At 72.8% G+C, this 24692-nt stretch carries 24 protein-coding genes and 1 riboswitch; of the genes, 15 read left to right on the top strand and 9 right to left on the bottom strand.

Features of this window, described 5'->3' with window-relative positions:
- Positions 1-101: 101 nt before the first annotated feature.
- The 5 genes from Q0963_RS08780 (at position 102) to gcvP (ending at position 5640) form a co-directional block, all read left to right on the top strand.
- Complete coding sequence (locus Q0963_RS08780; RefSeq protein ID WP_299445047.1) at positions 102-560, top strand: FHA domain-containing protein; 459 nt, start codon at positions 102-104, stop codon at positions 558-560.
- A 9-nt stretch (positions 561-569) separates the two neighbouring features.
- A complete protein-coding gene (locus Q0963_RS08775) occupies positions 570-1259 on the top strand; it encodes a MerR family transcriptional regulator (protein WP_299445046.1) in 690 nt (229 codons plus the stop codon).
- Positions 1260-1280: 21 nt separating this feature from the next.
- Complete coding sequence (locus Q0963_RS08770) at positions 1281-1772, top strand: bifunctional nuclease family protein (RefSeq protein ID WP_299445045.1); 492 nt, start codon at positions 1281-1283, stop codon at positions 1770-1772.
- 244 nt (positions 1773-2016) lie between these two features.
- Positions 2017-2538, top strand: coding sequence for a MerR family transcriptional regulator (locus tag Q0963_RS08765; protein WP_299445256.1), 522 nt, complete (start codon positions 2017-2019; stop codon positions 2536-2538).
- 56 nt (positions 2539-2594) lie between these two features.
- Positions 2595-2691, top strand: a riboswitch (glycine riboswitch).
- A 72-nt stretch (positions 2692-2763) separates the two neighbouring features.
- On the top strand, positions 2764-5640 hold the full coding sequence (gcvP, locus tag Q0963_RS08760) for an aminomethyl-transferring glycine dehydrogenase (RefSeq protein WP_299445044.1): 2877 nt from the start codon (positions 2764-2766) through the stop codon (positions 5638-5640).
- A gap of 38 nt (positions 5641-5678) precedes the next feature.
- On the opposite strand, the gene Q0963_RS08755 is transcribed toward gcvP, so the two are convergent.
- Complete coding sequence (locus Q0963_RS08755; RefSeq protein ID WP_299445043.1) at positions 5679-8714, bottom strand: SMC family ATPase; 3036 nt, start codon at positions 8712-8714, stop codon at positions 5679-5681.
- Complete coding sequence (locus Q0963_RS08750) at positions 8711-9883, bottom strand: exonuclease SbcCD subunit D (RefSeq protein WP_299445042.1); 1173 nt, start codon at positions 9881-9883, stop codon at positions 8711-8713. The genes Q0963_RS08755 and Q0963_RS08750 overlap by 4 nt, the downstream gene beginning before the upstream one ends.
- Positions 9884-9976: 93 nt before the next feature.
- Between Q0963_RS08750 and Q0963_RS08745 the strand changes: the two genes are divergently transcribed.
- Both Q0963_RS08745 and Q0963_RS08740 read left to right on the top strand, forming a co-directional pair.
- A complete protein-coding gene (locus Q0963_RS08745; RefSeq protein WP_299445041.1) occupies positions 9977-11458 on the top strand; it encodes a glutamate-cysteine ligase family protein in 1482 nt (493 codons plus the stop codon).
- An 85-nt stretch (positions 11459-11543) separates the two neighbouring features.
- A complete protein-coding gene (locus Q0963_RS08740; RefSeq protein WP_299445040.1) occupies positions 11544-11957 on the top strand; it encodes a VOC family protein in 414 nt (137 codons plus the stop codon).
- Between the two features lie 64 nt (positions 11958-12021).
- Here the strand turns inward: Q0963_RS08740 and Q0963_RS08735 are convergent, their stop codons facing one another.
- Positions 12022-12369, bottom strand: a complete 348-nt coding sequence (locus Q0963_RS08735) for a VOC family protein (protein ID WP_299445039.1) — start codon at positions 12367-12369, stop codon at positions 12022-12024.
- A 152-nt stretch (positions 12370-12521) separates the two neighbouring features.
- Between Q0963_RS08735 and Q0963_RS08730 the strand changes: the two genes are divergently transcribed.
- From Q0963_RS08730 to Q0963_RS08715, 4 genes are all read left to right on the top strand, one after another.
- Entirely contained in the window at positions 12522-13064 is a 543-nt protein-coding gene (locus Q0963_RS08730; RefSeq protein ID WP_299445038.1) for a DUF1697 domain-containing protein, read from the top strand.
- Complete coding sequence (locus Q0963_RS08725; RefSeq protein WP_299445037.1) at positions 13061-13519, top strand: OsmC family protein; 459 nt, start codon at positions 13061-13063, stop codon at positions 13517-13519. The genes Q0963_RS08730 and Q0963_RS08725 overlap by 4 nt, the downstream gene beginning before the upstream one ends.
- Before the next feature lie 61 nt (positions 13520-13580).
- Positions 13581-14432: a hypothetical protein gene (locus Q0963_RS08720; protein ID WP_299445036.1), complete on the top strand. Its 852-nt coding sequence runs from the start codon at positions 13581-13583 to the stop codon at positions 14430-14432.
- A 33-nt stretch (positions 14433-14465) separates the two neighbouring features.
- Positions 14466-15086 (top strand): L-threonylcarbamoyladenylate synthase, encoded by a 621-nt coding sequence (locus Q0963_RS08715; protein ID WP_299445035.1) that lies wholly within the window; start codon positions 14466-14468, stop codon positions 15084-15086.
- A gap of 229 nt (positions 15087-15315) precedes the next feature.
- On the opposite strand, the gene Q0963_RS08710 is transcribed toward Q0963_RS08715, so the two are convergent.
- Positions 15316-16152, bottom strand: coding sequence for a DUF1028 domain-containing protein (locus Q0963_RS08710; RefSeq protein ID WP_299445034.1), 837 nt, complete (start codon positions 16150-16152; stop codon positions 15316-15318).
- Positions 16153-16161: 9 nt separating this feature from the next.
- Positions 16162-17283 (bottom strand): methyltransferase domain-containing protein, encoded by a 1122-nt coding sequence (locus Q0963_RS08705; protein WP_299445033.1) that lies wholly within the window; start codon positions 17281-17283, stop codon positions 16162-16164.
- A gap of 123 nt (positions 17284-17406) precedes the next feature.
- Here Q0963_RS08705 and Q0963_RS08700 point away from each other — a divergent pair, with 123 nt between their 5' ends.
- Genes Q0963_RS08700 through Q0963_RS08690 form a run of 3 tightly spaced genes read left to right on the top strand, consistent with a single transcriptional unit; the run spans position 17407 to position 19810 of the window.
- Positions 17407-18201, top strand: a complete 795-nt coding sequence (locus Q0963_RS08700) for a basic amino acid ABC transporter substrate-binding protein (protein ID WP_299445032.1) — start codon at positions 17407-17409, stop codon at positions 18199-18201.
- Positions 18202-18260: 59 nt separating this feature from the next.
- On the top strand, positions 18261-19055 hold the full coding sequence (locus tag Q0963_RS08695; protein ID WP_299445031.1) for an amino acid ABC transporter permease: 795 nt from the start codon (positions 18261-18263) through the stop codon (positions 19053-19055).
- A complete protein-coding gene (locus tag Q0963_RS08690) occupies positions 19055-19810 on the top strand; it encodes an amino acid ABC transporter ATP-binding protein (protein WP_299445030.1) in 756 nt (251 codons plus the stop codon). The genes Q0963_RS08695 and Q0963_RS08690 overlap by 1 nt, the downstream gene beginning before the upstream one ends.
- Positions 19811-19837: 27 nt before the next feature.
- On the opposite strand, the gene Q0963_RS08685 is transcribed toward Q0963_RS08690, so the two are convergent.
- Complete coding sequence (locus Q0963_RS08685) at positions 19838-20338, bottom strand: SRPBCC domain-containing protein (protein ID WP_299445029.1); 501 nt, start codon at positions 20336-20338, stop codon at positions 19838-19840.
- Positions 20335-20709 (bottom strand): helix-turn-helix transcriptional regulator, encoded by a 375-nt coding sequence (locus Q0963_RS08680; RefSeq protein ID WP_299445028.1) that lies wholly within the window; start codon positions 20707-20709, stop codon positions 20335-20337. The genes Q0963_RS08685 and Q0963_RS08680 overlap by 4 nt, the downstream gene beginning before the upstream one ends.
- A gap of 145 nt (positions 20710-20854) precedes the next feature.
- On the opposite strand from Q0963_RS08680, the gene Q0963_RS08675 reads away from it, so the two are divergent.
- Positions 20855-21430, top strand: coding sequence for a cysteine hydrolase family protein (locus Q0963_RS08675; RefSeq protein WP_299445027.1), 576 nt, complete (start codon positions 20855-20857; stop codon positions 21428-21430).
- A 3-nt stretch (positions 21431-21433) separates the two neighbouring features.
- Here the strand turns inward: Q0963_RS08675 and Q0963_RS08670 are convergent, their stop codons facing one another.
- Both Q0963_RS08670 and Q0963_RS08665 read right to left on the bottom strand, forming a co-directional pair.
- Complete coding sequence (locus Q0963_RS08670; protein ID WP_299445026.1) at positions 21434-22168, bottom strand: SGNH/GDSL hydrolase family protein; 735 nt, start codon at positions 22166-22168, stop codon at positions 21434-21436.
- A gap of 118 nt (positions 22169-22286) precedes the next feature.
- Positions 22287-24650: an excinuclease ABC subunit UvrA gene (locus Q0963_RS08665; protein ID WP_299445025.1), complete on the bottom strand. Its 2364-nt coding sequence runs from the start codon at positions 24648-24650 to the stop codon at positions 22287-22289.
- Between the last annotated feature and the right edge of the window lie 42 nt (positions 24651-24692).

The following is a 24692-nucleotide window of genomic DNA, read 5'->3' as shown; positions in this document are numbered from 1 at the left end:
CGCGACGCAGCGCCGGCGGGCGGGCAGCACCGCGGGACAACCCCGCGGCCGTGATCTAGGGTGGCATTCCCGCACGAGTGACGATGGAGGCCAGAGGCCGAATGACAGCAGACGAGCGCGAGGACCAGCAGAGCGCCGTTCCCGAGCCCACGACGATGCGGCTCCAGGCGGTCGAAGGGTCCGCGCGGGTCGAGCCGCAGGAGGGCGAGCACGCCCTCACCAAGGCCGACCTCGCGACGGTCGAGGCGCTGCGTCCGGGGACCGCCCTCCTGGTGGTGCTGCGCGGTCCCAACACCGGGGCCCGCTTCCTCCTCGACGACGACGAGGTCACCTCGGGGCGCCACCCCGACAGCGACATCTTCCTCGACGACGTCACCGTGTCGCGCAAGCACGCGAAGTTCGTGCGCACCGCCGACACCTTCGTCGTGCAGGACGTCGGCTCGCTCAACGGCACCTACGTCAACCGCGACCTCGTCGACGAGGCGACGCTGCACACCGGTGACGAGGTCCAGATCGGCAAGTTCCGGCTCGTGTTCTACGCGGCCGCAGCACGCGGCTGACGCTCGCTCGTGGCGCCCGCCCCGAGGCCGCTCAGCATCGGCGCGGTCGTGCATGCGCTGGCCGACGAGTTCCCGGAGCTGACGATCTCGAAGGTGCGGTTCCTCGAGACCGAGGGGCTTCTCAGCCCGGCCCGCACCGGCTCCGGCTACCGGCAGTACGCGAAGGCCGACGTCGACCGACTGCGCTGGGTGCTGCGGATGCAGCGAGACCGGTTCTGGCCGCTCACCGCCATCCGGGAGGCCCTCGAGGCCGCCGACCGGGGCCTGGACCCCGCGGCCGCCGGGCGGGCGGCGGTGCCCGACCCCGCCCTCGACCCGGACCTCCCGGACGACGACGGGCTCCTCGCGCGGGGGCCGCTGCGGATCAGCGCTGGTGAGCTCGCCGAGGCCACCGGGCTCAGCGCAGCGGAGGTCACCGCGCTCGGGGAGCACGGGCTGCTGCGACCCCACCCCGACGGCTCCTACCGCGCCGACGACCTGCGGGCGGCCACGGCGGCCGCCGGCCTCGCGCGGTACGGGCTCGAGGCGCGCCACCTCCGGGTCGTCCGCGCCGCGGCCGACCGCGAGTCGGGGCTCCTCGAGCAGGCCACGGCGAGCCTGCGCGGGGCCGGCGCCGCCGAGGCCCGGAGCGAGGCGCTGCGCCTCGTCCTCGCGCTGCACGCGGCGCTCGTGCGGGGCGGGCTCGACGCGCCGTCTTGAGCCTGGGGGTACGGTGGCGATATGAAGGTCCTGGACGTCCTCGGGGTGCGGGTCGAGATGCCGACGAACCATCCGATCGTCCTCCTGCGCGAGCGCGACGGCGTCCGCTACCTGCCGATCTGGATCGGTGCGGCCGAGGCCACCGCCATCGCGTACGCCCAGCAAGGTGTCGTCCCGCCCCGCCCGCTCACCCACGACCTCCTGAGGACGGTCATCGACGAGACCGGGCACACCCTGACCCACGTGCGCATCACGGCGCTCCAGGACGGGGTCTTCCACGCGATCCTCGCCATCGACGGGGGAGCCGCCGGCGGCGGGGTCGACATCGACTCCCGGTCCTCCGATGCGATCGCCCTGGCCCTGCGCGCCGGCGCCGACATCGTCGCCGAGGAGTCCCTGCTCGAGGAGGCCGGCGTCGAGATGGCCGAGCCGGAGGAGGACGAGGTCGAGAAGTTCAAGGCCTTCCTCGACCACGTCTCGGCCGACGACTTCGACACCGAGAGCGACTCCTGAGCCTCCCGGCCGACACGCCGAGCCCGACACGCCGACGCGCGCTGAGTGCCACGGTCGTTGACCCACGTCACATCCGCACCTACTGTCACACCCGTCACAGAAGTGACGAAGGAAGTGACGTCGATGTCATTTCCGGGCGTACAGTCGTCAGCACAAGGCGGCTCATCATTTGGAGGTAGGCGTGGGCTCCACCGGCGAGGCACGGCACCCGGGCTCGGGCTCGGTCCCGGTCGTGGCGCAGGGCATGCTCTTCTCCGACGACCTCCCGGAGCTCGACGAGGAGGTCGGCTACCGCGGGCCCACGGCCTGCAAGGCGGCCGGCATCACCTACCGGCAGCTCGACTACTGGGCACGCACCGGGCTCGTCGACCCCTCGGTCCGCGCGGCCGGCGGGTCGGGCACCCAGCGGCTCTACGGCTTCCGCGACATCCTCGTCCTCAAGGTCGTCAAGCGGCTGCTCGACACCGGGGTCTCCCTGCAGCAGATCCGAGGCGCCATCGACGTGCTGCGGCACCGCGGCGTCGAGGACCTCGCGGGGATCACGCTGATGAGCGACGGTGCCTCGGTGTACGAGTGCACCTCCAGCGACGAAGTCATCGACCTCCTCCAGGGCGGGCAGGGCGTCTTCGGCATCGCCGTCGGCCGGGTCTGGCGCGAGGTCGAGGGCGAGCTCTCCGAGCTCCCCAGCGAGCGTGCCGAGCACGAGACCGCCGAGGCGCACCCCGACGACGAGCTGCACGCCCGCCGCGCCGCCCGTCTCGCCTGACCTCCGCTCCGGTTGACCGGAGCCGCGCACCCACGGTGCTAGATTGAGTGTGCCGCTCACACCGTGCGGGAGAGTCCTCGGTTCTGCTTACCGGGGCGCCGAAGGGGCAACACTCCCCAGAACCTCTCAGGCGCAAAGGACCGCACGGCGCAGGCACCTCTGGAGGCCCCCCGGCTCGACAGAGGGGGAGGACGACAACACCGTCTGCCCCCGGAGGTCATCCTCGTGAGCACGTCCCCCCTTCCCGAGTTCGCCGGTCGCCACATCGGTCCGCGAGAGTCCGACCTGGCCGGGATGCTCAAGGTCGTCGGCCGCGAGTCGCTCGCCGACCTCGTCGACACCGCCGTCCCCGGCGGCATCCGGTTCGAGGGCACCCTCGACGTCGAGCCCGCCGCGTCCGAGTCCGCGGTCGTCGCCGAGCTCCGGTCGGTCGCCGTCCGCAACCACGTCCTCACCTCGCTCATCGGCCTCGGGTACTACGGCACCGTGACCCCGGCCGTCATCCAGCGCAACGTGCTCGAGAACCCCGCCTGGTACACGGCCTACACCCCGTACCAGCCGGAGATCTCGCAGGGGCGGCTCGAGGCCCTGCTCAACTTCCAGACCGTCGTCAGCGACCTCACCGGGCTGCCCGTCGCAGGGGCGTCGCTCCTCGACGAGTCCACGGCCGCCGCGGAGGCGATGACCCTCATGCGTCGCGGGTCCAAGGCCCCGGCCGACGCCGTTCTGCTCGTCGACGAGCAGGTGTTCCCGCAGACCCTCGCCGTGATCCGCACCCGCTCGGTGCCGCTGGACCTCCCGGTCGTCGTCGCCGACCTGACCGGGGTCGACTCCGCCGAGACGCTGCGCGCTGCGGCCGGGGGCCGTGAGGTGTTCGGCGTCCTCGTCCAGTACCCGGCGATGGACGGCCGGCTCCACGACCACACGGCACTGGCCGCAGCCGCGCACGAGGCGGGTGCGCTCGTCACGGCGGCCGCGGACCTGCTCGCGCTCACCCTGGCCACGCCGCCGGGGGAGTGGGGCGCCGACATCGCGGTCGGGACGACCCAGCGGTTCGGGGTGCCGATGGGCTTCGGGGGGCCGCACGCCGGCTACATGAGCGTGCGTCCCGGGCTCGAGCGGACGCTGCCCGGCCGCCTCGTCGGGGTGTCCGTGGACGCCGACGGCGCTCCGGCGTACCGACTCGCGCTGCAGACCCGCGAGCAGCACATCCGGCGCGAGAAGGCGACGTCCAACATCTGCACCGCCCAGGTGCTGCTCGCGGTCATGGCGAGCATGTACGCGGTGTACCACGGGCCCGAGGGCCTGCGCGGCATCGCGGTGCGCGTCCACAGCCACACCCGCGCCCTCGCCGACGCGCTGCGGGCCGCTGGGCTCGACGTGGGGGAGGGCCCCTTCTTCGACACCCTGGCCGTCCGGGCCCCAGGCCGTGCCGGCGACCTGGTGGCGGCGGCCCTCGCGCAGGGGGTCAACGTCTGGCACCGCGACGACGACACCGTGCTCGTGAGCGTCGACGAGACCACCGACGCCATGGTGCTCGGCAAGGTCTGCCGGGCCTTCGGGGCCACCGCTCCCGACACCGTCCCGGCGGCCGCGCCCTCGTGGCCGGACGCCCTGACCCGGGACTCCGAGTACCTCACCCACCCGGTCTTCGCCGCGTACCGGTCCGAGACCGCGATGCTGCGCTACCTGCGCCGTCTCGCCGACCGTGACTTCGCACTGGACCGGGGGATGATCCCGCTCGGGTCGTGCACGATGAAGCTCAACGCGACGACCGAGATGGTGGCCGTCACGTGGCCTGAGTTCGCGCACCTCCACCCGTTCGCCCCGCACGCCCAGACCAAGGGCATCCGGGGGCTCGTCGACGAGCTCTCGGCCTGGCTGTGCGACATCACCGGGTACGACGCGGTCTCGCTCCAGCCCAACGCCGGCTCCCAGGGCGAGCTCGCGGGGCTACTCGCCATCGCCGCCTACCACCGGGCGAACGGCGACCACGAGCGCCGCGTCTGCCTCATCCCCAGCAGCGCCCACGGCACGAACGCCGCCAGCGCGGTGATGGCAGGGATGAAGGTCGTCGTCGTCAAGACCGACCCCGTCACGGGCAACGTCGACCTCGACGACCTGCGCGCCAAGGTCGACGAGCACCGGGCCACGCTGGCGGCGATCATGGTCACCTACCCCTCGACGCACGGGGTGTTCGAGGACACGATCACCGACCTGTGCGCGCTCGTCCACGACGCCGGTGGCCAGGTCTACGTCGACGGGGCCAACCTCAACGCTCTCGTCGGGGTCGCCCGCCCGGGCCGCTTCGGCGCCGACGTGTCGCACCTCAACCTGCACAAGACGTTCTGCATCCCGCACGGCGGTGGCGGCCCGGGCGTGGGCCCGGTCGCGTGCCGCGAGCACCTGGCCCCCTACCTGCCCAACCACCCGCTGGACCCCGAGGCGGGCCCCGAGACGGGCGTGGGTCCGGTCTCGGGGGCTCCGTACGGGTCGGCGAGCATCCTGCCGATCTCGTGGGCCTACGTCCGGCTCATGGGCGGCGCGGGGCTGACCCGCGCCACCGAGGTGGCCATCCTCAACGCCAACTACGTCGCGGCGCGGCTGCGGGAGCACTACCCGGTGCTGTACTCCGGCACCGACGGCCTCGTGGCCCACGAGTGCATCCTCGACCTGCGGGGCATCACCAAGGAGACCGGGGTCACCGTCGACGACGTCGCCAAGCGGCTTGTCGACTACGGCTTCCACGCGCCGACGATGTCGTTCCCCGTCGCGGGCACCTTGATGGTGGAGCCGACCGAGAGCGAGGACCTCGGCGAGCTGGACCGGTTCTGCGACGCGATGATCGCGATCCGCGGCGAGATCGCCGAGGTCGGGAACGGGGCGGTGGCCATCGCCGACAGCGTGCTGCGCCACGCACCGCACACCGCGGTCTCGCTCGCCGGGGACTGGGACCACCCGTACGACCGCACCGCTGCGGCCTACCCCGAGGGCGTCGACCCCGCCGCCAAGTACTGGCCGCCGGTGCGCCGCATCGACGGGGCCTACGGCGACCGGCATCTCGTGTGCTCGTGCCCGGCGCCGGAGGCGTTCGAGGACTGAGGGGTCGCTGGACCGTGGCGTTCGGGGGCGTCGGCGGCTCAGGCCGCCGGCGCCTCCGCCGCGGTCCGGGTGGCGACGCTGCTGCCCGCCGCGCCCTTGGTGACGACGATCTGGTGCGGGATGCGGGCCCGGAGATCGGCGACGTGGCTGACGACGCCCACCGCGCGGCCGCCCTCACGCAGCCCGTCGAGGACGGTGAGCACCTGCTCGAGGCTCTCGTCGTCGAGGCTGCCGAAGCCCTCGTCGATGAACAGCGTGCCGAGGTCGAGCCCGCCCGACTCCTCGCGGACGGCGTCGGCCAGCCCCAGGGCGAGGGCGAGGGAGGCCATGAAGGTCTCGCCGCCCGAGAGCGAGGCGGTGTCGCGGGCCCGGCCCGTCCACTGGTCGAGCACCCGCAGCCCGAGCCCCGAGCGGGCCCCGCGCGCGGCGCGCTCGTCGGTGTGCTCGAGGACGTAGCGACCGGCTCCCATGACCGCGAGCCGCTCGTTGGCGAGGGTCGCGACCTTCTCGAGCCGGGCGGCGAGGACGAACGAGCTGAGCCGCATCCGCAGCGTGTTGTCGCCGCCGGTGCCCCCGACGGCGTCGGCGAGCTCGCGAACGCCGGCCTGCCGCGCGGCGAGCCCGGCGAGGTCGGCGCACCGCGCCTCGAGGCCGGGACGCAGCGCCTCCAGGGCCCGGACGGCGCGGCCGACGGCCTCGTGGGTGGAGACGGCCTCGAGCACGGCCCGTCGTGCGGCGCGCGACGCGGCGACGAGATCCTCGACCGGGGGCGCGTCGGCCTTCAGGGCGGCCTCGACCTCGGGCTCGGCCAGCACGGCGCGCGCGGCGTCGAGGTCGCGGGCATGGCCGAGCACCGCGTCGCGGAGCCGGTCGGTGGCGCCGGCGTCGCGGACCGCGGCCCCGGCCTCGGCTGCCGAGCCGAAGCCGGCCGCCTCAGCCGCGGCGTCGAGGTCGGCGGTGACGGTGGCGAGCCGGGTGCGGGCCGCCTCGGCCTCCTCCTCGGCGCGCAGCAGGTGCGCCAGGGCGTCCCGGGCCCGGGTGTGCCCGGCCGGGTCGGGGGAGGCGCACGGGCACGTCGCGTGGGTCGCGAGAGCCTCCTCGAGCCGGGACGCCGCCTGCCCGGCCTCCTCGGTCAGTGCCGTGAGGCGCTCGTCGGTGACCTCGAGGGTGGCCAGGACCCGCTCATGGCGGACCTCGGCGGACGCGGCGGCGGACCGGTGGGTGTCGCGGGTTGCGCGGGCCGCGTCGAGCCCGCTGCCGGCGGCGCGGGCGCGCTCGAGCGCTGCGCCGGCCCGGGTGAGGTCGGCGGTGAGAGCGTCGCGCGTGACGCCGTCGAGGTCCTCGGCCCGGGCGCGGACGGACGCCTGGAGGGCGCTGACCTCGCGGTCGAGCTCGGAGACCGCCGCCTGGGCGGCCTCGAGCCGGGACTCGGCCGTGCTGAGCGCCTCGGGGGTGACCGGGTCGGCGGCGACCGCGGGGGCGGGGTGCTCGGCCGAGCCGCACACCGGGCAGGGGTCGCCGGAGCCCAGTCCGGCGGCGAGCTCGGCCGCCATCTGGTCGAGCCGGCGTGACCGGAGCGTGAGCAGCTCGCTCTGGCGGGCGAGCAGGTCGTCGCGGGCCTCGACGAGCCGAGGCGCGAGGGCCTCCAGCCGCGCGGTGCCGGCGTCGACCTCGTCGAGGGTGCCGAGGCGGCCCCGGAGCACCTGGACGCTGTGCTCGAGCCCGGGGAGCCGGGCCACCTCGCCGAGGACGCGGGTCAGCTCGAGCTCCGCCGACGAGGCCGCGGCGGCGAGGGCCGGGAGCGACTCCGCGAGGGCGTCGCGCTCGGCCGCGAGGGACTGCGCGTCGAGGACGGCGGCGTCCAGGGCCGCCGCGAGGTCGCGGGCGGGGCCGGCCTCGCGCCCTACGGCCTCGGCCGCCGCGTCGAGCGCCCGGACGGCGGTGAGGAGGTCGGCGGCGGGCAGGTCGGTGTCGAGCCCGAGGCCCACCGCGGCGGCTCGCCGACGGGTTACCAGGGCCTCGGCGGAGTCGACCTCGGCCACCGCGCGGTGGCGGGCCTGGAGGTGACCCGCCACGGTGGCGGCGCGATCGGCCGCGTCGAGCTCGTCGCGGCGAGCGGTGTGCTCGGTGGCCGCCGCGGCCAGGTGCTCCAGGCGGGCGCGGGCCGTGCGGCCGCGCTGCTGCCGGCCGGCCAGCTCACGGGCGGTGTCGAGGGCCGACTGGGCGGAGGCCTCCGCGGTCTCTGCGGCGTCGACCGCCGCGAGGGTGCCGGTGAGGCGCAGCGCCAGGGCGTCCGCGACGTCCGCGAGCCGGGCCGCCAGGCCGTCGACGCCCACCGACCCCAGCGGCGGGGGCGCGTCGCCGTCGGCGTCGGCGGGGTCGGCGGGGTCGGCGAGGAGCCCGGGCACGCCCGCGAGGGCGTCGTCGAGGCGCAGGAGGTCGGTGTCGAGGCCGGACCGCGCGGCCTCCAGGGCCGCGGCCCCGGTGCGCCGGGCCTCGACGAGCCACTGCTCGACGTCGGCGAACACCCCGACGTCGAAGAGCCGCTCGAGGACGTCGCGCCGGTCCTCGGGGGTGGCCCGCAGGAAGGCGGCGAACTCGCCCTGGGGGAGCAGAACGACCGTCGCGAACTGCGCCAGGCCCATGCCGAGGATCGAGCGCACCTCATCGGCCACCTCATCGTTGCGGATGCTCACGGCCTGCCAGCCGCCGTCACGGCGCTCCTCGAGGACGACCGAGGCCTGGACCGGGGTGGTCCCGGCGCCTCGCTTCTTCGGGCGCTGCCAGGCCGGGGAGCGGGTGATGCGCAGCCGCCGCCCCGCGACGGTGAGCTCGAGGACGACCCGGGGCACGGCCTCGGGAGCCGCGTGGTCGCTGCGCAGGCCGTGCTTCTGGCGCGCCCCCGGGACGTCCGCGTAGAGGGCGAAACAGACGGCGTCGAGCAGGCTCGTCTTGCCGGAGCCGGTGGGCCCGTGCACGAGGAACAGCCCGGACGCCGAGACGGCGTCGAGGTCGAGCGAGACCCGCCCGGCGAAGGGACCGAAGGCCTCGACCTCGAGGCGGTGGAGCCTCATGCCGCGCCCGTCGCCCGCGGCGCCGCAGCACCTTCGTCGTCGGCGAGCCCGCGGGCGACCCGGGCCGCCTCGACCGCCTCGTCGAGGAGGGCGCGCTCGTCGGCGCTGGCGGCACGCCCACCCCGGACGTGGGTGAGGAAGTCGCAGCACACGTCGACGTCGGAGCGGCCGGCGACCCGCTCGGCGTACGGCCGGATGGGGACGGCCGCGCCCTGCGGGTCGAAGCGCAGCTCGAGGGTGTGCGGGAAGCGCCGCCGGACCCGGTCCATCGCGCCGAGGGGGCGGACCGCGTCGGTGAGGGTGACCTGGCACCATGCGGTCTCGGCCCCGACGTGGCGGGGGTCGGCGAGCAGCTCGTCGAGGGTGCCCCGCAGGACGGCCAGCGGCCGCTGCACCGGGCCGTCGACCTCCTCGACGACGGGCTGCGAGCCCCCGAGATCGACGAGGAGGCCGCCCTTGGTGTGGCGCCACTCGCTGAACGACATGGCCACCGGCGACCCGCTGTAGCGGACCGTGGAGGTGACGGCCTGCCGGCCGTGCAGATGGCCGAGGGCCGCGTAGTCGACACCGTCGAAGACGTCGGCGCCGACGACGGACACCCCGCCCACGGCGATGTCGCGCTCGGACTCGCTCGTCGCGGCCCCGGCGACGAAGGCGTGGGCCATGACGACGGTGCGGCCGCCGCGGGTGGCGGCGTCGGCCCGGACCCGGTCCATCGCGGCCCGGAGCACCGCGCCGTGGGTGCGCTCGGTGGCGCCCAGCGGGTCGGCGACGAGGGCGGGCTCGAGGTAGGGAAGGGGGTGGACGGCGACGTCGCCGAGCAGGACGGGACGCCCGATGTCGGCAATCGACGTGCGGACGTGGACGCCGGCGCGCTCGAGGAGGCCGGCGGCGAACCCGAGACGCGTGGCGGAGTCGTGGTTGCCGCTGGAGACCACGACCCGGGCACCGGCGTCGACCAGTCGCTCGAGGGACTGCGACAGGAGGGCGACGGTGTCGGGGGAGGGGAGGGCCCGGTCGTAGACGTCGCCGCTGACGAGGACGGCGTCGACCCGCTCGGCCCGGACGGTGTCGACGAGGTGGTCGAGGGAGGCGGCCTGCGCTCCGAGCAGCCCGACACCGTGGAACGACCGTCCCAGGTGCCAGTCGGAGGTGTGGAGGAGCCGCATGGGGTCCACGCTAGGAGAGCGGTCCGACAGTCCCGGTGACCGAAACGCGCAACCCGGCTACCGCGTGCTGGCCCGATGTGGTTGGTTGTCGTCATGGGAGCCGAGGTCAGCGCGCAGAGCTACACGCGCGAGCAGCGTCAGCGCTATCGCGAGAAGGTGCGCCAGGACCTCGACGTCTTCGAACGCATGCTCACCCGCAGCTCCTTCGAGTTCGACCGCCCGATGACGGGTCTCGAGATCGAGCTCAACCTCGTCGACGGCGACCAGCAGCCGCACTTCCACAACGCCCAGGTGCTCGAGGCGATCGCCGACCCGGGCTACCAGACCGAGCTCGCGCGCTACAACATCGAGCTCAACGTGCTGCCCCGGCCGCTGCCCGGCGACTCGGCGATCGAGCTCGAGCACGACCTGCGGGCGAGCCTCAACGCCGCCGACCGCGCGGCGCAGGACGTGGGCTCCAAGATCGTCGCCATCGGCATCCTCCCGACGATCATGCCCGAGCACTACGAGGGCGACTGGATCAGCGAGAACAACCGCTACACCGCGCTCAACGACTCGATCTTCCTGGCCCGCGGCGAGGACGTGTACCTCGACATCGAAGGGCCGACGGGGGAGCGGGTGGCGACGTACTGCACGTCCATCGCGCCGGAGTCCGCGTGCACCTCGGTGCAGCTGCACCTCCAGGTCGCCCCGCACGACTTCGCCAACCACTGGAACGCGGCCCAGGCCCTGTCGTCGGTGCAGATCGCCCTGGCAGCCAACAGCCCGTACTTCTTCGGCAAGCGGCTCCACGCGGAGACCCGCATCGAGCTGTTCAGCCAGGCCACTGACACCCGGCCGGTCGAGCTGAAGAACCAGGGGGTCCGGCCCCGGGTCTTCTTCGGGGAGCGCTGGATCACCTCGATCTTCGACCTCTTCGAGGAGAACGTCCGGTACTTCCCGACCCTGCTCGCCGACATCACCGACGAGGACCCGATGGCGAAGCTCGAGGCCGGTATCGCCCCCGACCTCGCCGAGCTGCGCCTGCACAACGGCACCGTCTACCGGTGGAACCGGCCCATCTACGACATCGTCGACGGCACCCCGCACCTGCGGGTCGAGAACCGCGTCCTGCCTGCGGGCCCGACGATCGCCGATGTGCTCGCCAACGCGGCCTTCTACTACGGCGCGGTGCGGTACCTGGCGGCCGCCGACCGTCCGGTGTGGACGAAGATGAGCTTCGCGGCGTGCGAGGAGAACTTCCGGCGGGCGGCGCGCGACGGGATCGAGGCCAGGCTCTACTGGCCCGGGTTCGGGGAGGTCTCAGCCGACGAGCTCGTGCTGCGGCACCTGCTCCCGATGGCCCACGAGGGCCTCAAGGCCTGGGGCGTCTCGGACGCCGTCCGCGAGCGCTACCTCGGCATCATCGAGGGCCGGGCCACCACCGGTCTCAACGGCGCGGAGTGGCAGACCCGGGTCGTGCAGCACTTCGAGGACCAGGGCCTGGAGCGCCGCGAGGCGCTGCGCCGGATGCTCGCGCGCTACATCGAGCTCATGGACGGCAACGAGCCGGTCCACACCTGGCCCCTGCCCTGACCCGTGCGTCCGGTATCCCGCTGGCGCCGCGTCATGCCCGCATGACAGCATCGCCGCTCGGTCCATCGACGAGACGGGGGTTGGCATGCAGGTCATCGGAATCGGCGCCGCGTACGCGAGCAGCGAGCCGTCGGCTGCTGGTGCGTGGTTCACCGAGCACCTCGGGTTCCACGTGCTCGTGGACCTCGGCTGGTACGTGAGCACCCAGCACCCGGACCACGAGGGGCTCCGGGTGGACTTCGTCCGGCACGACCACTCGACCTGGGTCGACAGGGTCGACGGCGTCAGCGGCGCGATGGTGGCGGTCGTCGTCCCGGATGTCGACGCGCGGCACGACCGGCTGGTGGCCGCGGGGGTCCCGGTCCTCAAGGCGCTCGTCACCGAGCCCTGGGGCCAGCGCCGGCTGCAGGTGGCGGGCCCGGACGGGCTCGTCGTCGAGCTCGTCCAGCCCGTCGAGCCCGACCCGGAGTGGATGGCCTCGCAGGGGCTCACGGTCTGAGGGACGCGGCGGCGCCGGCCCATGCGCCACGAGGGGCTGCGACTGCCGTCTCGGCACGTGAGGCTCAAGCGCGATGGCCGAGCACGTTCACCACCTGGCCGTCGCTCGTGCGCACGAAGAAGCGGCGCACGCCCCAGTCCTCGTCCTGCAGCGGGTGGACGATGTCGGCCCCTGTCTCTCGCGCCCGCTCGTACGCGGCGTCGACATCGGGGACCTCGACCGACATCTGTGGGTTGCACGGAGCGGACCGGTCGACGTCCATGACACTGAACTGGGCGGCCCCGCTGGTGCCCAACGTCGCCACCCAGCCGAGGTTCATGAGGACCTCGAGTCCTAACAGCTCGCGGTACTCCTGGACGGCGGCGTCGACATCGGTGACTGTCAGGATCGGGACGGCGCGGATGAGGTCCATCGCTCCACCCTAGGCAGGGATGATCGCGGTGGATGCTCTACACGAGGCGGCTCTGCCCGGGATCCGGGTGGAACGGGCGGGATCACGCGCCGGCGACACCGCCCCGGCGGGTGCACGCGACACTTGTCGGCGCGACCTGCAAGGATCGACGCATGCCCGGCTACGTCGCCTTTCTGCGCGCGGTGAACGTCTCCGGTCGCTTCGTCAAGATGGCCGAGCTGCGGGCGGCTCTGGAGTCCGCCGGATTCCTGGACGTCGAGACCCACATCCAGTCCGGCAACGTGGCGGTCACCAGCCGGCGTCGCTCCACGGCGCGGGTCGCGGCCGAGCTGGCCGGAGTCCTCACCGACTGGGCGGGGTTCGAGGTGCCGTGCATCGTGCGTACCCCGGCCGAGCTCGCCGCGCTCGTCGACGAGGTCGACGCGATCCCGCCACTGCTGCCGGGCCCCACGAAGCGCTACCTCGCCATCGCCGACGGGCCGGTGCCGGCGCCTGCCGGCGAGCGGCTCGACGCCTGGTCCACCGATGGTGAACGCGCCCGCGTCGTCACCGGCGCCGTCCTCGCCGAGCTCGGCAAGGGCTTCCACGCCTCTACCCTGACCAACGCCCGGATCGAGCGGATGACCGGCCTGACGACGACGTGGCGTGACCTCGGCGTCGTCCGTGCCGTCGCCGAGAAGTGGAGTGACCGATGACCGCACCCGACCCCAGCCCGCCGACCGGAGGCACCGGCCTCGGCCACCGCAGCGTGTCCATGACACGCGTCGAGCAGGGCCTGTACGAGGTGACCAACCCGCGCGGCGGGACGATGCGGGTCGGCGGCGGCGGCGAGACCCAGGAGTTCACCGCGGTGGAGCTCTTCCTCACGGCGATGGCGGCCTGCAGCGCCACCGACGTCGACTTCATCACGAGCCGCATCGCGGAGCCCGAGTCCTTCGACGTCGTCTCCGCGGGCGAGAAGATGAAGGACGAGGACGGGAACCACCTCGGTGACATCGAGATCACCGTCCGGGTCCGCTTCCCGGAGGGTCCGGACGGCGACCGGGCCCGCGAGCGCCTGCCGCGCGCCGTCGCCCAGAGCCGCGACCGGCTCTGCACGGTGTCGCGGACCGTGCAGCGGGGCGCAGAGATCGCGTACCGCGTCGACTGACGTATCAGGGTCGCCCGGAGGGCGTCCTCAGGACTGGAGGTGCGAGGTGGAGATGCGCGACGTGGAGCCCGATCCGGCGCTCGGTGCGGTGAAGACCTACCGCTATCTGCGGGTGGCCCTCGTGGCGCTCGTGGTCCTGCTGTTCGCCGCGGTGGCCCTCGAGTGGTGGGCCACGGGCCGCAGCTGCGTCCAGGGCTCCATCAGCGCGTACTTCCACACTCCGGTGCAGGCGGTGTTCGTCGGGGTCCTCGTGACGATGGGCGTGTGCCTCATCGCGCTCAAGGGGAACACCGAGGCCGAGGACATCCTGCTCAACATCGCGGGGATGCTCGCCCCGGGAGTGGCCTTCGTGCCGACGGCCGAGGTGGGCGCCTGCCGGTCGGTCCCGTTCGTCGTCGCCGACGTGCCGGCGCGGGTCGCGAACAACATGCAGGCGCTCTTCGTCGCGGGAGCACTGGTGGGGCTCGCCGTCTTCGCCATCGCCCGGCGCGAGGCCGCCGGGGGCGGGCTCGGACGCTGGGAGCGGCTCGGCCTGGTCGGCACCGTCCTCCTGCTCGGCGGGGGAGCGGCCTGGTTCTACGTCGACCGCGAGCTCTTCCTGAGCCTCGCGCACGGCTTCGCGGCGGTGCCGATGTTCCTGTGCATCATCGCCGTCATCTGGCTCAACGGCCGTGACGCGCAGCAGTCGGTGCGGGCGGGGGCCGCGCCGGCGGCCAACGTGCGCTACGTCGCGGCGTACCGGGGTATCTCCACGGCGATGCTCGTCGCGCTCGTCGTCACCGTCGTCGTGAGCCTCGCGACGCGGTCGTCCTCGCTCGTCCTCTGGGTCGAGGTCGTCCTCATCACCCTCTTCGCCGTCTTCTGGGTCGTCCAGACCGCGGAGCTGTGGTCCAAGGGGCTGCGCCGGGGGTGACGGCCGGCACCCGGCGGGTCCTACGCTGTGCCGGTGGCCCGATACCTCGACGTGCATCCGGTCGACCCCCAGCCGCGGGCGATCGCCCAGACCGTCGCCGTCCTGCGCGACGGCGGACTGGTGGCGTACCCGACCGACTCGGGGTACGCGCTCGGCGCGCTGATGGGCGACCAGCAGGCCAAGGAGCGGATCCGCACGATCCGACGGCTCGACGACCGGCACCACTACACGCTGGTCTGCCGCGACTTCGCCCAGCTCGGCCAGCTCGTCCACGTCGACAACCACGTGTTCCGCGCCGTCAAGGCCGCCACTCCGGGCCCCTACACCTTCATCCTCCCGGCGACCCAGGAGGTGCCGAGGCGGCTGCTGCACGCCAAGAAGAAGACCGTCGGCGTCCGGATCCCGGAGCACCCGGTGGTCCGGGAGCTGCTGGCCGAGCTCGGCGAGCCGCTGTTGTCCTCCACCCTCATCCTCCCCGACGAGACCGAGCCGATGACCGACGGCTGGGCCGTCAAGGAGGCGCTCGACCACGTCGTCGACGTCGTTCTCGACTCGGGGGAGTGCGGGGCGGACCCGACGACGGTCGTCGACTTCACGACCGACCCCGCCGGCGAGGTGGCCCGCCAGGGCGCCGCACCCTGGCCGCCGCGCTGAGAGGTGTAGCGCCTCGGTGTCGGTGAGCCGACCGACACCGAGGCGCCCGAGGTGACCGCTCGAAGCAGTTCCGCGCGGACCCGAGGGGAGGACTGGCGACGTCCGCTGAGGGCGTCTGCCGTGGGCCGGCGGGAAGGCCACCTCCGACCACGGTAGGAGCGCCCGGGCGCCCCGTGCCACCCCCGCAGTGTCAGGACTCGGTAAGGATTCGGTCAGGACCCGCGCGCCCTCAGCGTGGCTCCGCCCCGCGCAGCACCTCCAGCACCCGAGCGTCGATCCCGCCGGTGCTGAGCCGGTTCTCGAGGTTGACCTCGCCCATCCACGCCTCGAGGGAGGCGGGCAGGTCGCGGTCCACCCGGACCGGGTACCCGGCGTGGGCGAGCAGCCCCTCGACCTCCTCGGCGAGGGGCCCCCGAAGCGGCTGCACGTCCTCGGCCGAGCCGAAGTACAGGGTCGAGAGCCGGTGCAGCCGGGCCAGCTCCCGGGGCGCGTCCGGGTGGTCGTCGACCCGTAGGTCGGCCAGCACCCCGGCACCGTCGTAGCCGGCACCGGGCGAGCGGACGAGCAGCGCCGCGCTTTGCCGGCCGCGCGCGTCCCCACCGGCGTCGTCGCCGGCGAGGAGGACCGCGAGGAGCCGGTGGTCGAGCCGCTGGCCCGCCGTCGCCTGCCACGTCGTCTCCATCGCGTCCACGACCTGCGGGCCGACGAGGATGTTGCCCTGCACCGCGAACGCGCTGTCGGGCGTCGAGCCGGACCGGCCGCCCGCCCAGCTCAGGCACTCGGCGCCGGTCCACGACGCCGCCCCGTCGGGGCCTACGAGACCCACCTGCCGGTGCTCGCGGCCGGGATCGCCCGAGACCGCCGACGCCAGCGCGTCACCGGTCGCCCGGCCCCGGGCGAGGGAGTCCTGGAGCTCGTCGAGGTAGGCGACCCGGGCCATCGCCTGGGTCGCGACGGCGGCGAGCCCGGGGACCACGCGCGGGACGACGGAGCCGACGGCGAGGAACTTGCTCGCGACCGCGACGCCCCACGCGTCGCCGTCGCGGGCCGCGATCGAGAAGGTCATGACGCGAGCCTAGGTCCGGTGCAGGAGCAGGAGGGTCTCGACGTGGTGGGTCTGCGGGAACATGTCGGCAACCCGGCCCCGGACCGGGCGCAGCGAGGGCATGGCGGCGAGATCGCGGGCGAGGCTGTCGACGTTGCAGCTGGAGTACACGACGTGCTCGGCCGGGCTGTGCTCGAGCCAGTCGGCCAGCGCGGGGCCGAGGCCGCGGCGCGGCGGGTTGACGACGACGAGGTCCGGCGCCGGGCCGGGAGGCGGCCCTGCCGTCGCGTCCCCGGCGTGGAACGTCACCTCCAGGGGCACCTCGGCGGCCGCGGCGCGGGCGGCCTCCACTGCCTCCTCCGACGACTCGACGCCGACCACCCGCCGGTCCGCCGCGGCCAGGTGCAGCGCGAACCCGCCCACCCCGCAGTACAGGTCCCACACGGTGGCCGGCTGCAGCTCGTCGGCCCAGGCGCGGGCCTGCGCGTACAGCCCCCGGGCGACCGTGGTGTTGGTCTGGAAGAAAGCGCGCGGGCCGAGCTGGAGGGTCACCGGGCCGAGACGCATCGGCAGCAGGGCATCGTCGGTGAGCACGACCTCGGTGTCACCTTCGAGGACCGCCTTGTGCTCGGGCAGCAGGTTGACCGTGACGACCCGGGCTGACGGCAGGAGCGCCCGGAGCCGGGGGAGTGCGTCGCGGACCAGCGCCAGGCCGTCGGCGGACCGGGTGACGAAGCGCACGAGGTGCTCGCCGTCGGGGGAGTGGGTGACGATGACGTGCTTGAGCTCCCCCGCGCGCCGCGGGACGTCGTAAGGGGTGATGCCGAGCTCGCTGACGAACCGGTGGATCGGGTCGAACGTCGCCGCGAGCCCGGGCTCGTACAGGCCGCACCGCCGCAGGTCGACCCCGCGGCCGCGCTCGTCGAGGATGCCCAGGGTGGGCCGACCGGGCCGCCCGCCGACCACGAGCTTGGCCTTGGTCCGGAAGTGCGACTCGGGGGAGGTGATGGGGTCGAGCCACTCGAGGTGCTCGCCGTGCGGTGCGAGCACGCCCGCGACCCGGCGCTGCTTGTCGGCGAGCTGGGCCCCGTAGGGCGTGCCCATCAGCGTGCAGGAGCGGCAGCGTCCCGCGTCGAAGTAGTCGCAGTGCATCGTCGGCCAGCCTACGGCGGGCCCGGACGATCCTCGGCCGAGCGGGGGCCGGCGCGAGGATGTTGCAGACACGAAACATGGATGGCCGTGACCTGGCCACCTCTCCACCATAGGGTGCAGGGCATGAACACGCGTCGCACACTGACCCTCATCGCCGGCGGAGCTCTCGCTCTCACCGCCTCCGCCTGCGCCACCGAGACCACCACCACCGAGAGCGGTGCCAACGTCGTCGCCGACGGCAAGCTCACCGTCTGCACGTCCCTGCCCTACGAGCCGTTCGAGTTCAAGGAGGGCAACGACGTCGTCGGCTTCGACATGTCCCTCATCGACGAGATCGCCAAGGCCAACGGCCTCGAGAAGGCGGTCGAGATCACCGGCTTCGAGGGCATCCAGTCCGGGCAGGCCCTGAACTCGGGCGTCTGCGACGTGGCCGCGGCCGGCATGACGATCACCGACGCGCGGGCCGAGGTCATCGACTTCTCCGACCCGTACTTCGAGGCCACCCAGGCCCTCATGACCCAGGACCCGAACATCAAGAGCCTCGAGGACCTCAGCGGCAAGACCCTCGGTGTCATGTCGGGCACCACCGGCGAGCTGTACGCCAAGGACAACGCCCCCGACGACGTCGAGCTCAAGTCCTTCGAGGACCTCGGGCTCCAGACCCAGGCCATCTCCAACGGCCAGGTCGACGCGATCATCCAGGACAACGGTCCGCTGCTCGACTACGCCAAGGGCAACGACAAGGTCCAGGTCACGGCGGAGTTCGACACCGGCGAGGCCTACGGGTTCGCGGTGAAGAAGGACGGCAACGACGTCCTCCTGAAGTCCATCAACGACACCCTCGCCAAGATCAAGTCCGACGGGACCTACGACAAGATCTACGAGCAGTGGTTCGGCACGGCGCCTGAGCAGGGCTGACCCGCAGCCGCATCCGCACTACCCGTCCACGTCGCCACCACACCGCGAGGATCCAGCACATGGCAATGAGCCCCCGTAAGCGTGCCCAAGTCAGCAGGGGCGTGCAGTACGCGATCCTCGCGGTGGTGGTGGTGGCGATCGCGTTCGCCGCCGACTGGCCGACGCTCAAGGACACCTTCATCTCCCCCGAGATCACCCCCCAGCTCTTCCCGGAGATCCTGACGATCGCCCTGAAGAACACGATCTTCTACACGGCGGGCGCCTTCGTGTTCGGCCTGATCCTGGGCCTGATCCTGGCCCTCATGCGGCTCTCGCCGGTGGGTCCGTACCGGTGGATCGCCACGACGTTCGTCGAGTTCTTCCGCGGGGTCCCGGCCCTGATCGTCTTCATCGGCTTCTACTACGGCCTGCCGATCGCCTTCCCGGGCCGTCAGCTGCCGGGTGGCACCTTCGGCACCGTCACGATCGCGCTCGGCCTCGTCGGTGCGGCCTACATGGCCGAGACGATCCGGGCGGGCATCCAGGCGGTGCCGAAGGGGCAGACCGAGGCCGCGCGGTCGCTGGGCATGAAGCCCGGCCGGGCGATGGTCTCGATCATCATCCCGCAGGCGTTCCGCATCATCCTGCCGCCGCTGACCAACGAGCTCATCCTGCTCACCAAGGACTCCTCGCTCGTCTACGTCATCGGGCTGAGCCTCAGCGGCTACGAGCTGACCAAGTTCGGCCGTGAGGGGCTGTCGCAGTACACGAGCCTCACGCCGCTGTTCATCGCGGCCCTCTGCTACCTCATGATCACCGTCCCGCTCTCCATCGTCGTCAGGCGCATGGAGGCCCAAGCCGACAGGGCCCGCTGATGACCGAGATCCACATCGACAAGGACGCCCCGGCCATCGACGTCCAGGAGCTGCACAAGTACTTCGGCGACAACCAGGTCCTCACCGGGATCAACTTCACCGTCGCCCCCGCCTCTGTCGTGTGCGTCATCGGGCCCTCCGGCTCCGGCAAGTCGACCCTGCTGCGCTGCGTCAACCGGCTCGAGGAGCCCACCTCGGGCAAGATCTTCGTCGAGGGGGTCGAGGTCACCGACCCCGACGTCGACCTCGATGCCCTGCGCAGCCGGATCGGGATGGTCTTCCAGCAGTTCAACCTGTTCCCGCACCTGACCGTCATGGACAACCTCACCATCGCCCAGACGAAGGTGAAGAAGCGCTCCAAGGACGAGGCGGTGGCCATCGCGCGCCAGACCCTCGAGAAGGTCGGCCTCGCCGACCGCGAGGACGCCTACCCCGCGCACCTGTCCGGCGGTCAGCAGCAGCGCATCGCGATCGCGCGGGCCCTGTCGATGACCCCGGACCTCATGCTCTTCGACGAGCCGACGTCGGCCCTGGACCCCGAGCTCGTCGGCGACGTCCTCGACGTCATGAAGGACCTCGCCTCCGAGGGCATGACGATGATGGTGGTCACCCACGAGATGGGGTTCGCCCGGGAGGTCGGCGACAACCTCGTCTTCATGGACGGCGGCGTCATCGTCGAGGAGGGCGACCCGGTCGAGGTGCTCGGCAACCCCCAGGAGGAGCGCACCCAGGCCTTCCTGTCGAAGGTCCTCTGAGCCCGGTCCCCTCCTGGACCGGCGGCGTCACGCGGGGTCGTCGCGCCCCACGAGCTCGGCGACCCGGTGCTCCATCGTGTCGATCGCCGTTGCCCAGCCCTGACCACCGGGCGAGTCGGCGGGCACGCCGACATGGGTCAGGACCATTGCGGTGCGATGCCCGAGATCGGTCAGCTCGACCACGATCGAGGTGTCCGTCGGCATGCCGGCGGGCATCCCCATCTGTTCGGAGGTCAGTGCGCGGCCGTCCGCGTCGGCCAGGCTCTCGGTGTACACGAGGCGGGTCTTGGGGTCGACCTCCCGGTACTCGCCGACGAAGAACAGCTGCCTCGGACCGCCTGGGGTCTCGACCTCCATGGCGATGTGGCGCCGGCCGCCGACGCGCACGTCCATCTCGGCTCGCGGGATCGTGGCGCCCGCCGGGCCGTACCAGCCGGCGAAGTGCTCGGGATCGGTCCACATCGCCCAGATGAGGTCGATGGGGGCCTCGAAGGTGCGCTCGATCCGGACGTCCTGGGTGTTGGTCATCGGTCTTCCTCTGTCGTGTCGGGGTTCTGGAGGTTCCGGACGTAGTGGTCCATGCGGTCGAAGCGGTCGTCCCAGATGTGCCGGTACTGGTCGGTCCAGTCCGCGACCTGGGCGAGGGGAGCGGCGGCGATGGTGCAAGGCCGGAACTGGGCGCGGCGACCTCGGGTGACCAGCCCGGCCTGCTCGAGCACCTTGATGTGTTTGGAGATCGCGGGCAGCGTCAGGTCGAAGGGTGCGGCCAGGTCGTTGACGCTCGCCTCCCCGTCGGCGAGGCGGGCGAGGATCGCGCGCCGCGTCGAGTTCGCGAGCGCCGCGAAGGTCTCGTCCAGACGGGCCTCGTCGAGTGGTGCGGTCGGAGCGTCCGTCGGCATGGTCTCGCCACTTTCCATTCGCGTTTATTAACCAACTATGAAACTAGGCGTGAGCCGAGGCGCTGTCAACCCCGCGACCTCGACGGTGTCGGTGCCGGGCCCTAGCGTCGGGTGGCATCACGTCATCGACCGGCAGGAGCGGGGTATGAGCACCATCGACGGCAGGGGCGGCACGGCGCTGCTCGTCATCGACGTCCAGAACGGGGTGGTCGACGGCGCGCTCGACCGTGACGGCGTCGTCGCCCGCATCGACGGGCTGGTCCGGCGGGCCCGCGCCGAGGACGTCCCCGTCGTCTGGGTCCAGCACAGCTCTGACGACGAGCTGCAGCGGGGGAGCGAGGCCTGGCGGATCGTCCCCGAGCTCGAGCCCTCCGACGCCGAGGCCGTGGTCCACAAGCGGTACGGCGACTCCTTCGAGGGCACCGACCTCGAGGCCGCCCTCGCGGCGGCGGGAGTCGGCCATCTCGTCGTCACGGGCGCCGAGAGCGACGCCTGCGTGCGCTCGACCATCCACGGCGCCTTCACCCGCGGCTACGACGTGACGCTCGTCGGCGACGCGCACACCACCGGCGACAAGAGCGACTGGGGTGCGCCCCCGCCCGCCGACGTCATCGCCCACACCAACCTGTACTGGCGGTTCCAGGACGCACCCGGCCGCCGAGCCGCCGTCGTCGACGCCGGCGATGTCACCTACACCGCCCCCCAGGCGGGGGAGGGGTGAGCCTCAGCCCGCCGTGAGGGCGTGCAGCGCGTACGGCTCGAAGGCCCGCGCCATCTCGGCGTAGCCCGCGTCGTTGGGGTGGAAGAAGTCCGGCGCGAGCCGGCCCCGCCAGCTGCTGGGGCCCTCGGCGCGCATGTCGACCATGACGATGTCGCCCCGGCCCGCTGCGTCCTGCACGTGGCGGTTGGCGCGCCGGGCCGCGGCGCGGGGCTGGGGGAGGGTCGCGACCACCGCGGCGCGGGGGAGTGCCCGGACCAGCCGCCCGAACTCGTCGGGCAGCCGCTCCCGGTGCCCGCCGCCGGCGAAGAGGTCGTTGGAGCCGACCAGCACGGTCACGAGGTCGGTCGCCTCGGTACTGGCCGCCGGGGGCAGGTCGCGCAGCACCGGTAGCTGCTGCTCGACGACGTCGGCGGTGCGGGCCCCGGTGGCCGAGAGGTTGACGACGACGAGTGGGTGGCCGTGCGAGGCCAGCCGGGCCCGCAGCTGGTCGACCCACCCCGCGTTCCACGCGGACGCGCCCACACCCTGCGCCATGGAGTCGCCGAGGACGACCCAGCGGCGGCCCGGAGCGCTGAGGGCACGGTGGTTGTGCTCGGCCCAGGCGCGCGCATACGGCTCGACCTGGGCGCCCACGCGCCGGACGCCCGGGAGCACCAGGCTCAGCCCGCGGGTCAGCAGGCCCGGGCCCCGGCCGGTGCGGTTGTCGTAGCCGTGCGGCACCAGGGATGGGGAGGTCACGGTGGGACAACGACGGTGAGGGGAGGGCCTGTTCCCCTCTCTAGGTGACAAACTGACATAATGTGGATTATCGGCGAAACGGGATGATGCGGGAGGGGCGCTGGCACGGGTCGGTCCCTCAGGCGCCGACGTACGCCGCCAGGTGCTCGCCGGTGAGCCCGGCCCGTGCGGCGACGAGGTCGGCGGGGGTTCCTTCGAAGACGACGCGCCCGCCGTCGTGCCCGGCGCCAGGCCCGAGGTCGATGATCCAGTCGGCATGCGCCATGACGGCCTGGTGATGCTCGATGACGACCACCGACCGGCCGCCGTCGACGAGCCGGTCGAGCAGGCCGAGCAGGTTCTGCACGTCGGCGAGGTGCAGGCCGGTCGTCGGCTCGTCGAGCACGTACACCTCGCCCTTGTCGGCCATCTGCGTCGCGAGCTTGAGCCGCTGGCGCTCACCCCCGGACAGCGTCGTGAGCGGCTGCCCCAGCGTGATGTAGCCGAGGCCGACGTCGGCCAGCCGCTCGAGGACGGCGTGAGCCGCCGGGGTGCGGGCCGGGCCACCCCCGAAGAACGCCTCGGCCTCGGTGACCGACAGGGCGAGCACCTCGGCGATGGTGCGCCCACCCAGCGTGTACTCCAGGACGGCGGCCTGGAACCGCCGGCCCTCGCACTCCTCGCAGGTCGTCTCGACGGTCGCCATGACTCCGAGGTCGGTGAAGATCACGCCGGCGCCGTTGCAGGCCGGGCAGGCGCCCTCGGAGTTGGAGCTGAACAGCGCGGGCTTGACGCCGTTGGCCTTGGCGAAGGCCTTCCGGATCGGGTCGAGCATGCCCGTGTACGTCGCCGGGTTGCTCCGCCGGGACCCCTTGATCGCCCCCTGGTCGACGACGACGACCCCGTCCAGGCCGGCCACCGAGCCCTGCACGAGCGAGCTCTTGCCGGAGCCGGCGACGCCGGTGAGGACGCACAGGACCCCGAGCGGGATGTCGACGTCGACCGAGCGCAGGTTGTGGCTGTCGGCGCCCCGGACCTCCAGGGCGCCCGACGCGCTGCGTACGGACCCCTTCAGCGTGGCCCGGTCGTCGAGATGCCGGCCGGTCGGGGTGTCGCTCCCCCGCAGCCCGTCGACGGGCCCTTCGTAGCAGACCGACCCGCCGCCGGTGCCCGCCCCGGGGCCGAGGTCGACGACGTGGTCGGCGATCGCGATCATCTCCGGCTTGTGCTCCACGACGAGCACGGTGTTGCCCTTGTCGCGCAGGCGGACGAGCAGCTGGTTCATCCGTTCGATGTCGTGCGGGTGCAGGCCGATCGACGGCTCGTCGAACACGTACGTGACGTCGGTGAGCGAGGAGCCCAGGTGGCGGATCATCTTCGTGCGCTGGGCCTCTCCCCCGGACAGCGTGCCCGACGACCGGTCCAGCGACAGGTAGCCGAGACCGATCGCGGTGAACGAGTCGAGAAGGTGCTGGAGCCCCGCGAGAAGTGGTGCGACAGAGGGCTCTTCGTACGTTCGGAGCCACTCCGCGAGGTCGCTGATCTGCATCGAGCAGAGGTCGGCGATGTTCTTGCCGGCGATCCGCGACGAGCGCGCCTCGGGGCCCAGCCGGGTGCCGTCGCAGTCCGGGCAGGTCGTGAAGGTGACGGCCCGGTCGACGAAGGCGCGGATGTGCGGCTGCATCGCCTCCCGGTCCTTGGAGAGCATCGACTTCTGGATCTTCGGGATGATGCCCTCGTAGGTGAGGTTGATGCCGTCGATCTTGACCTTGGTGGCCTCGCGGTAGAGCAGGTCGTGCATCTCGCGCTTGGTGAAGCGGCGGATCGGCTTGTCCATGTCGAAGAACCCGGAGCCGCTGAAGATCCGCCCGTACCACCCGTCCATCGACCAGCCCGGGATGGTCAGGGCCCCCTCCCCCAGCGACAGCCGGTCGTCGTAGAGCGCGGTGAGGTCGATGTCGGTGACCGCACCCGTGCCCTCGCAGCGTGGGCACATGCCGCCGAGCCGGTTGAAGGTCACCTTCTCGGCCTTGGTCCGGCCCTCCCCCCGCTCGACGGTGAGGGCTCCCGCCGCCCGGACGGTCGGGACGTTGAACGAGTACGCGGCCGGTGACCCGATCTGCGGCTGCCCGAGCCGGCTGAAGAGGATCCGGAGCATCGCGTTCGCGTCGGTGACGGTGCCGACGGTCGAGCGTGGGTTCGCTCCGAGGCGTTCCTGGTCGACGAGGATCGCCGTCGTGAGCCCGGAGAGGACGTCGACGTCCGGGCGCGCCAGGGTCGGCATGAACCCCTGGACGAAGGCGCTGTACGTCTCGTTGATGAGCCGCTGCGACTCGGCCGCGATCGTGCCGAAGACGAGCGAGCTCTTCCCGGACCCCGACACCCCCGTCACGACGGTGAGCCGGCGCTTGGGCAGCTCGACGCTGATGTCCTTGAGGTTGTTTTCGCGGGCGCCCTGGACCCGGATCACGTCGTGGCTGTCGGCGGCCGTCCTGGGCTGCATCGTCGTCTCCGTCCGTCGGGCTGCGGCGGTGGTGCCGCTGCG

The organism is uncultured Phycicoccus sp., from assembly GCF_947495705.1.
Classification (GTDB): Bacteria; Actinomycetota; Actinomycetes; order Actinomycetales; family Dermatophilaceae; genus Phycicoccus.
Note: the sequence above shows the minus strand (reverse complement) of the source record. Positions and strands in the feature narration are given on the sequence as shown.